The following is a 9,200-nucleotide window of genomic DNA, read 5'->3' as shown; positions in this document are numbered from 1 at the left end:
AACCGAAGGTTTTCACCTTCTTCACCGCTGGTAACGCTGGGCGTCCCCGGCAGCGGATGCGTACTTTACGGATTCGCCGGGCGTTTGGCAAGGGGCTGGGTGAAATATGTCTGAAATAATGCCATATCGTCATAATGCAGGGTAACTACTCGCTCTTCAGGAGGCCTTCCTGACTCCAGCAACACTGCTACCAATGTGTATTAGTAGCCCAGAGGGCTAGCTTGAGGCACGGCGATCTCCTGCCTTATGATTGGTCATACCTATTAATGGATGCCTAGCGGATGATATTCCCCCACCTCGCCAACAGCAGGCAGCACGTGCGCTACGCCGTGCCCGTGGTAAGTAGCAGCGTATGAAGCATCGCCGCTGGAAAGGTATATGGCTTGTTGCCATCACCCTAGGCCTCATACTCGTCATGTGGCAAGCCGCCCACTTGGCGCGCGAGCAAGCTATCTCCACCCTTCAGGAAGACGCCGAAAACGAGCTACGCCTTTCTGTCGCCAACCTTAATGGCTATCTGCTCCGCTACGACTATTTACCCCAAATGCTCGCGACGCGTGAAGGTGTTCAACGCTTTTTGGCCTCTCCGGAAACCCAGAACGCCATGCCGCTTAACCTGCGGCTGGATCGTTTCCGCTTTACCGCAGGCGTTTCTGACGTTTACCTGCTCGACCGCGATGCCAACACAATTGCCGCCAGCAACTGGCATCGTCCCAATACGTTTTTAGGTCATAACTACGCGTTTCGCAGCTACTACACAGAAGCCATCGCCGGACGGCAAGGGCGGTTTTATGGACTAGGGACCCAGTCACTGGAGCGGGGCTACTTTTTCTCGGCGCCGGTATGGCTGGATGATACTTCGCCAGATGCGCAACCCTCCGGTGTTATCGTCATCAAGGTGTTACTGGATGAAGTTGAAGAGGGCTGGGCTGAGCAAGATGCTGAGCTGCTGGTGACCGATAATGACAATATTATCTTTATGGCCAGCCGCCCTGAGCTGCGCATGAATGCACTCTATGCGCTTAGTGATGAACAACGTCAAACGCTTCGTGACACACGCCGCTACGCCATTGAACCACTATCCCCTTCAGGCATTAATATTGATGCACCTTATGGACCAGACAGTGCACTGGTTAGTTTTTCTCAGGGCCCGCTTAGTAGCAGCCGTTATTTAAGCCTGACACGCCCCGTGGTGGAGTTTGGCTGGCACATGCATATTCTCAAGCCCTTAACACCCGTTGTCCGCGCTCAGTGGATCGCCGCACTTATGGCGGGCGGGCTTTACGGAATGATTGTACTCGGGGGCGGCATTGGCTGGCAGCGCCTGCGCTTGCGTCGTGAGCGCGAAGCGTTTGCTGAACGCGAACGGCATACCCTTGCCCTGGTGCGTGATGAGCTGGAAGCCAGCGTCGAGCGCCGCACTCACGACTTGGTGGCCAGCAACCAGCGCCTTTCCAATGAAATCGAAGAGCGACGCCGCGCAGAAGCCAACCTGCGTCAAACTCAGGATGAACTCATCCAGGCCGCCAAGCTGGCAGTCCTTGGCCAATTGGCAGCGGGCATCAATCACGAACTGAACCAGCCGCTGGCAGCCATTCGGGCCTATGGCGAAAATGCCCGGCGCTTTTTAACGCTTTCCCGAGTAGATCAAGCGGACGCAAATCTTGAGCAAATCGTTGATCTCACCAAGCGCATGGCCGATATCAGCGCACAGCTTCGTCAATTCTCGCGTAAAAGCAGTGAGCGGCAGGAAACCATCTCTGTGCAGGCTTGCATCGAATATGCACTTCGCTTGTTCCAGGGTCGCCTGCGCGACGGGCATGTTACCGTTGAACAGCATTGGCCCAAGGAAACGCTATGGGTAACGGGCGATCTGGTACGCTTGGAGCAAGTACTGGTCAACCTGATTAGCAATGCCCTGCACGCCATGCAAGAGACCCCAGAACCTCGGCTTATCTTGAGTGCGGCGCTGAACGAAAAGCAGGTCACCATTAACGTTATGGATAACGGCCCCGGCATTGGCGACCAGCACCTAACACAAATCTTTGAACCCTTTTTTTCCACCAAAGCACCGGGAAGCGGATTGGGGCTGGGGCTTTCCATCTCGTCGCGTATCATGGATGACCTGGGTGGCAAGTTGCAGGCCGTCAATCGCGATCCAACAGGCGCCTGCTTTATTATTTCACTACCTTTCGCGCCACCGATACACGCGCCTGCACCCTCGACTCAACAAGAGAACAATAGCCATGCATGAACCGTCGATGCTGCCGGTCATGGTGATCGACGATGAGCCTCATCTGCGTATTACCGCTAGCCAAACCCTAGAGCTTGCCGGCTACACGCCCACCTGCTTTGCGTCAGCCGAGCAAGCCCTGGCGGCGCTACCCGCAGAGTTTCCTGGCGTGATTGTCAGCGACATCCGCATGCCTGGCATGGGAGGGATGGAGCTTCTGCATGAACTGCATCGTCGCGACCCTACCCTACCGATTATTCTGATTACCGGGCATGGCGATATTTCCACGGCGGTAGAAGCCATGCGTGCAGGCGCATGGGACTTCCTGGAGAAGCCATTTGCTGGCGACCAGCTACTCGATGTTGTGCGCCGCGGCATTGAAAAGCGCCAGCTTAGCCTCGAAAACAATCGTCTTAAGGCCGAATTGGAAGTACAGCGGGCTGCCCTTGGCCCGCGCCTGGTGGGGCGCACGGCGGTTATTTCTCGCTTGGCTGCGATGATTCAGCGTATTAGTCAGGTAGAAGCCGATGTGCTGCTGTTTGGCGAAACAGGGACAGGCAAGGACCTCGTGGCCCGGGCCATTCATGAACGCAGCGCTCGACGCAACAACCCCTTTATGGCAATCAACTGCGGTGCCGTGCCGGAAAACACCATTGAGTCTGAGCTGTTTGGGCATGAAAAAGGGGCTTTTACCGGCGCGATTGAACGCAGAATTGGTAAGCTTGAGCACGCTAACGGCGGTACTGTTTTCCTCGATGAGATTGAGTCGATGCCACTGGCTCTTCAGGTCAAACTACTGCGCGTCCTGCAAGAGCGCAGCATCGAACGGCTCGGTGCCAATGAAGCAGTCACGCTCGACATTCGGGTGATTACCGCCACCAAGGTGGATCTTAAAGTTGCCGCTGAAGAGGGGGGCTTCCGTGAAGACCTCTACTACCGGCTGAATGTTGTCACGCTGGCGTTACCCGCGCTGCGCGAACGGCGTGAGGATATCCCGCTTCTGTTTCAGCACTTTGCCGTCATTGCCGCCAATCGTAGCGGCCTGGAAGCTCCCACCCTGAATAGCCACGGTATCGCCGCACTGCTGGCCCATGACTGGCCTGGCAACGTGCGTGAACTACGCAACCTTGCTGAGCGCTACGTGCTACTCGGCGCAGCATTTGATTACCGCCTGGATATGTTGCTGGAAGGGGTAGCCACCGACACGCCAGAACCCACGTTACCGCGCCAGGTAGAGCTGTTTGAAAAGAGCCTGATTAGCCAGTCGCTTGCCCGTCACCATGGCCGAGTCACCGATGTCTGCCACCACCTGGGCATTCCGCGTAAAACGTTTTACGACAAGCTGAAAAAGCATGGTTTACAGGCCGACGATTACCGCCACAGCAGTGACCCCTGATGAAATAGCTCCATTAAGTCCGACCAGGGCGGCGTCCAGGGAAGCAGTGTCAAGGTGGCAATCAGCATTAATAGGTTGGAAATGGGCCGACGGCTATCGCCGAGTTTGAGCGCAGTACCGAACGAGCGCTTAAGCCGCGCCCCCTCCAAATCCACGCTATACATCTCATCCAGTACCAGGTGAATAATAAACCCCAGCAGCACGGCCATACCGTGTGTCCACGCTAACCCCGCAGGCTGAACAAGCAGATGAAAACTCAGCGCAGCCGTTAATAGCGAACATAGCCCGGCCGCCATCAGCGAGTGCCAAATGCCACGGTGAACCGTCAGTTTTGAGAACAGTATTCCCGCCAAATACCGCACCGAGAAATAAATACCGCCGCAAGCTACCAGCAACATGCCTGGCGTCAGCCATGACTCCAGCAACATTACGCCCACCACCAATGATGGCACGGAAAGAATATTAAAAATCAAACGGATAGAGCGTGATCGGTCAGCATCAATATCGGGCAAAATGCCGCCAAAGGCGACCAACGCCACGATTAGCATGGCTTGAGAATAAGGCCACCACTGGGCTTGCCAACCCGCGTACGCCATTAACATGCCGCCCGCAGTCGCTACCGTCATATGCGTGCGAAAGTTCGCCATGTTATCGCGGCATCCTGAAAAAACTGGATAAATTACCAGATTTTTTAAGATTACAACATGGCTAGTTCAGAAAAAAGGACGGCAAGCCAATATGTTAGCTGAACTTAATCATAAGCAGGCTTCGGCTAAAAATTGATCCTTAAGTTTTACGTAGTTACCTGCGGTATAGGGGAAGAAGGCCCGCTCTTTTTCTTTTAAGGGGCGTAGCGCCTTGGCAGGATTACCGGCGTAAACATAGCCACTCTCCAAGTGCTTACCGGGTGTGACAACAGCCCCAGCGGCAATGATCACTTCATCGTCAACCACCGCGCCGTCCATCACGATAGCGCCCATACCAACCAAAATACGGCTGCCCAGCGTACAGCCATGCAAAATGGCTTTATGACCAATCGTCACATCTTCGCCAATCGTGAGTGGAAAGCCCTCCGGGTTAAACTCACTAGCGTGAGTAATATGCAGCACGCTGCCATCCTGCACGCTGGTACGAGCGCCAATACGAATCCGGTGCATATCGCCACGAATCACCGTCATTGGCCATACCGAACAGTCATTGCCCAGCTCAACGTCACCAATGACCACGCTTGCTGGGTCGATATACACGCGCTCGCCCAAGCGGGGCGAATGGCCTTTAAACTCTCTTAGCGCACTGCTCGCTGCCTCTTTCATTGCACTCTCCTAAAGAGCCTATTTCCAAGTACGTATTTCAAGTACGCATTCCAAGTACCTGCTCCAAGCACATACTGCTCTATTGATGGCGGATATATCCACTCACAAGCGGCATAGCGCTATAAAAGCCCACTCAGCAAGACGATAAACGTCAGCGGAATCGAGACCCAGCGCACAATATTACGCCATAGCAGGTAGCCACTTTCCCCGGCGCCTAACGCTTTCATTGCTCTCTTCTGCGGCATTATCCAGGCAGCAAACGTGGCAATCATCAAGCCACCCAAGGGCAAAAATATGTCTGGTGGAATGCTACTGACCAATTCAAAGATATTGCGCCCAAAGAGTGGTTGGAACTCCGCCAGGGTTGAGAAAGAGAACGCCGACAACAATCCCATGAGCCAAACACTGAGCGCGATGATCGCCGTTGCCATACTGCGCCGAAGCCCAAGCCCCTGCAGCGTCGCGACCATGGGCTCTGCCAGATTAATGGCCGATGTCCAGGTAGCGAGCAGTAACAACAGGAAGAACACGCTTAGCCAGAACGCGCCGCCGGGCAACTCAGAAAAGGCTATCGGCAGGGTCACAAACATCAGGCCCGGGCCCTCAGCCGGGTCCATCCCTTGGGCAAACACCACCGAGAAAATCGCGATACCCGCCAGCAACGCCACGCTAATATCCAGTACGGCAACGGCAAACGCCGCTTTAGGCAAGCTCTGCTCTTCCGGCATATAAGCGCCATACGCCATCAGCGCGCAGGCCCCTACCGCCAGAGTGAAAAACGCATGGCCCATGGCATGCAGCACCACGGTAGGTGTGATTGCCTCAAAGGAGGGTAAAAATAGCCACGTCAACGCCGTGGAGAAGCCCTCGGTGGTGGCAGCGTATCCGGCCAACAGCAACAGCAGCACGTACAGCAGCGGCATGAGTAGATTGTTAAGCCGCTCAAGCCCCTTAGCCACGCCAGCCGCCACCACGGTCATGGTCATAAACAGAAACAGAGAGTGATTGAAAATCAAAAGCCCAGGGCTTGCTAAAAATGCATCGAAACCAGCGCCAATCTCAGCCGCTGTTGCCCCGTTAAATTGCCCGTTGATGGAGGCCACCAAAAACTCGATCGACCAGCCAGACACCACTGAATAGAAGGACAAAATACAAAAAACAGTAAACGCCCCAAAGAGCCCGAGCCAACGCCAGTGCATGGAGGCCCCTGCTTCAGCAGCCAGTGCGCCCAATGCCTGCAACGGACCACGCCGCCCAGCCCGGCCAATGAGAATTTCAGCCATCATGACGGGAATACCCAGCAGCAGCACAAACGCCACGTAAATTAATAAAAACGCGGCCCCGCCATTTTCACCCGCCACATAAGGGAAGCGCCAGATGTTGCCCAGCCCCACCGCAGCACCCGATATTGCCAGGATAAAGGCCCGCTTAGACCCCCAGCGCTCCAGCGTCTCGCTCATTATTGACTCCTGCCATCGTGGGCACTAAAAGGCGGCAAGACTAGCAGGCGCCTGCCAAGAGACCAAACCTTGCCATTGAAACAGCGCCCCTGTGCCCACACTGTTTAGCTATTATTACGCGTTTTTGCACTCATTAACGCTGCCAACTGAGGTGCTTATGACCCACAATCCGCTGCTTGCAACGCACAAGCTTCCCCCCTTCGCTGAAATGCGTGCCGAGCATGTGGTGCCCGCGGTGGAAGCGCTTTTAAGTGAGAACCGTGAAACGATTGACCGCTTGGCCCAGCAGGCCGCAGAAACACCGCCCACGTGGGAGAGCTTTGCCGTTCCGCTGGAAGCGGTAAGCGATAGACTCTCCCAAGCATGGTCGCCGGTGTCACACTTAAATAGCACGATGAACACGCCTGAGCTGCGCGAAGCTTACCAAACCTGCCTGGAACAGCTTTCCGCCTTTGGCACGTGGGTCGGCCAGCACGAAGGGCTTTTCCACGGCTGGCAAGCGCTCAAGGAGAGTGACAACTGGAGCGCGCTGGATGCCGCACAGCAGCGCACCGTTAATAATGCACTGCGCGATTTCCGCCTCGCCGGGGTCGACCTGCCTGCCGACAAAAAAGCACGCTACGGTGACATTCAGTCGCGCCTTTCAACGCTCTCCAATCAATACTCCAACAATGTGCTGGATGCCACCCAGGCATGGCACAAGGACCTCAATAGTGAAGAGGAACTCGCTGGGCTGCCTTCCAGCGCGCTCGATACCTTGAAAGCGGCTGCTGAAGCCAAGGGCGTTTCGGGCTATCGGATTACGCTGGATTTCCCAAGCTTCTTCCCCGTCGTTAGCTACGCTGAAAATCGTGAGCTGCGCCGCGAGGTGTATACCGCGTTTGTCACCCGCGCCTCAGACCAAGGCCCTGATGCGGGCACGTTTGATAACGCTCCGTTGATGGAAGAGATGCTGGCACTACGCCAGGAACTGGCGACGCTGCTGGGGTTCAACACCTATGCTGACTTTTCACTGACCACCAAGATGGCGGACTCTCCCGAGCAAGTGCTCGATTTTCTGGGTGACTTGGCCCGTCGCGCCGTCCCTCAAGCAAAAGAGGAGTTTGCCGAGCTAAGCGCTTACGCGCGCGACGAGCTGGGCATTGATGCGCTGGAGCCGTGGGATATTGCTTACGTTAGCGAAAAGCTGCGTGAAGCGCGCCATGCCATTTCCCAAGAGCAGCTACGCCCCTATTTTCCTGCACCACACGTGATTAACGGTCTCTTTCAAGTGGTTGAGCGGCTTTATGGCGTGCAGGTAGAAGAAGATAGTGAGGCGCCAAGCTACCATAGCGATGTGCGCTATTTCCGTATTAGCGAGCATGGCCAGCCCATTGCCGGGTTCTACCTTGACCTCTACGCTCGGGAAGGCAAACGCGGCGGCGCCTGGATGGCCGACTGTCGAGTACGCCGTCAAACTGAGCATGGTATTCAGTTGCCGGTGGCTTTTTTAACCTGTAATTTTACGGCGCCCATCGGTGGCAAGCCTGCCCTGCTTACCCATGATGAAGTAACGACCCTGTTCCATGAATTTGGACACGGCCTTCACCATATGCTGACCAAGCAGCATATCGCCGACATTTCAGGTATCAACGGCGTTGCCTGGGATGCGGTGGAACTGCCCAGCCAGTTTATGGAGAACTACTGCTGGGAGCGTGAAGGGCTTAACCTGCTGGCCAAGCACGTAGAAACCGGGGAAGCCTTACCGGCTGAGCTGCTTGAACGCCTTCAGGCGGCCAAAAACTTCCAGTCCGCGATGGGCATGGTGCGTCAGCTCGAATTCTCGATCTTTGACCTGCGTTTACACCATGAATTAAGCGCGCCCAGCGCCAGCGATATTCAAACGCTGTTGGATGATGTACGCAGCGCCACTTCAGTCGTACCGGCGGCGCCCTTCAATCGCTTCCAAAACAGCTTTGCGCATATTTTTGCTGGCGGCTATGCGGCGGGGTACTACAGCTACAAATGGGCCGAAGTGCTCTCTGCGGATGCCTGGAGCGCCTTTGAGGAGGCCGGTATTTTTGATGCTGAAACCGGACAACGCTTCCGCCACCAGATTCTGGAACAAGGCGGAGCACGCGATGCCGCAGAGCTATTTGTGGCCTTCCGCGGCCGCGAGCCAAGTGTCGAGCCCCTATTGCGCCATAGCGGTATTCGCGCGGCCTAACCGCTTATTGAACTCAGCACGGTGTCTATTATTTCATTGGCACCGTGCGTTTGGAGAACACCATGTCGACCGTTAAACGCTTTATTGCGGGTGTTATCTGCCCGCGCTGCGCCGCAATGGACCGTGTTCGAGCCTGGGAGCAAAACGGTATTCGCTATCGGGAGTGCGTGAGCTGTGACTTCTTTGAGCAACTGCCCATTGAAGATAACGACTCACCTGAGCTAACAACCCGGGTGAACCAGGTGCGAGAGGAGCAACAGAGTCAGGATATCCAGCCAGTACGGATTCTTGACCCTGGTAAGCCCAATACGTAAGTCATGACTGGGAGGGCTTTGTGCCCTCCTGTCTTACCTTTCACCTCTACCCCTCAGCTTCCAGCCCTTCAAAACAGGGGGCCACGGCACCCTCTCATTGCACTTTCTCTACTTTCTTAGCGCGCACCCAACAGTGTGCGGAAAGCCGCACACTACTTGTCACCCCGCGTGCGTATTGCCAGACAGTTAGACGCCAGGGAGTTTCCACTAAAGTTGAAGACTCTAAAAGCAAGCGTTTGTTTTTACTTAACTATCCTATAAATGGCACGGCAATCGCT

The 9,200-nt window shown here is 55.4% G+C and carries 7 protein-coding genes; 4 read left to right on the top strand and 3 right to left on the bottom strand.

Annotated elements, in window-relative coordinates:
- Window positions 1-352 precede the first annotated feature (352 nt).
- Complete coding sequence (locus INT20_RS16525) at window positions 353-2,254, top strand: sensor histidine kinase (RefSeq protein ID WP_193057333.1); 1,902 nt, start codon at window positions 353-355, stop codon at window positions 2,252-2,254.
- Window positions 2,247-3,629 (top strand): sigma-54-dependent transcriptional regulator, encoded by a 1,383-nt coding sequence (locus tag INT20_RS16520; protein ID WP_193057332.1) that lies wholly within the window; start codon window positions 2,247-2,249, stop codon window positions 3,627-3,629. Before INT20_RS16525 ends, INT20_RS16520 begins: the two co-directional genes overlap by 8 nt.
- Here the strand turns inward: INT20_RS16520 and INT20_RS16515 are convergent.
- From INT20_RS16515 to INT20_RS16505, 3 genes are all read right to left on the bottom strand, one after another.
- A complete protein-coding gene (locus INT20_RS16515) occupies window positions 3,605-4,276 on the bottom strand; it encodes a metal-dependent hydrolase (protein WP_193057331.1) in 672 nt (223 codons plus the stop codon). The genes INT20_RS16520 and INT20_RS16515 overlap by 25 nt on opposite strands.
- Before the next feature lie 108 nt (window positions 4,277-4,384).
- Window positions 4,385-4,942, bottom strand: coding sequence for a gamma carbonic anhydrase family protein (locus tag INT20_RS16510; RefSeq protein WP_172118892.1), 558 nt, complete (start codon window positions 4,940-4,942; stop codon window positions 4,385-4,387).
- Window positions 4,943-5,061: 119 nt separating this feature from the next.
- Window positions 5,062-6,402: a sodium-dependent transporter gene (locus tag INT20_RS16505; protein WP_193054329.1), complete on the bottom strand. Its 1,341-nt coding sequence runs from the start codon at window positions 6,400-6,402 to the stop codon at window positions 5,062-5,064.
- Window positions 6,403-6,559: 157 nt separating this feature from the next.
- Between INT20_RS16505 and prlC the strand changes: the two genes are divergently transcribed.
- The gene (gene prlC / locus INT20_RS16500; RefSeq protein ID WP_193057330.1) at window positions 6,560-8,608 is read left to right on the top strand and encodes an oligopeptidase A; all 2,049 of its coding nucleotides are present in this window, start codon (window positions 6,560-6,562) and stop codon (window positions 8,606-8,608) included.
- Window positions 8,609-8,670: 62 nt separating this feature from the next.
- On the top strand, window positions 8,671-8,922 hold the full coding sequence (locus INT20_RS16495) for a YheV family putative zinc ribbon protein (RefSeq protein ID WP_172118895.1): 252 nt from the start codon (window positions 8,671-8,673) through the stop codon (window positions 8,920-8,922).
- The last annotated feature ends 278 nt before the right edge of the window (window positions 8,923-9,200 follow it).

Source organism: Halomonas citrativorans, from assembly GCF_014898005.1.
GTDB classification, from domain to species: Bacteria; Pseudomonadota; Gammaproteobacteria; order Pseudomonadales; family Halomonadaceae; genus Vreelandella; species Vreelandella citrativorans.
This window is presented reverse-complemented; position numbering and strand designations above follow the sequence as displayed.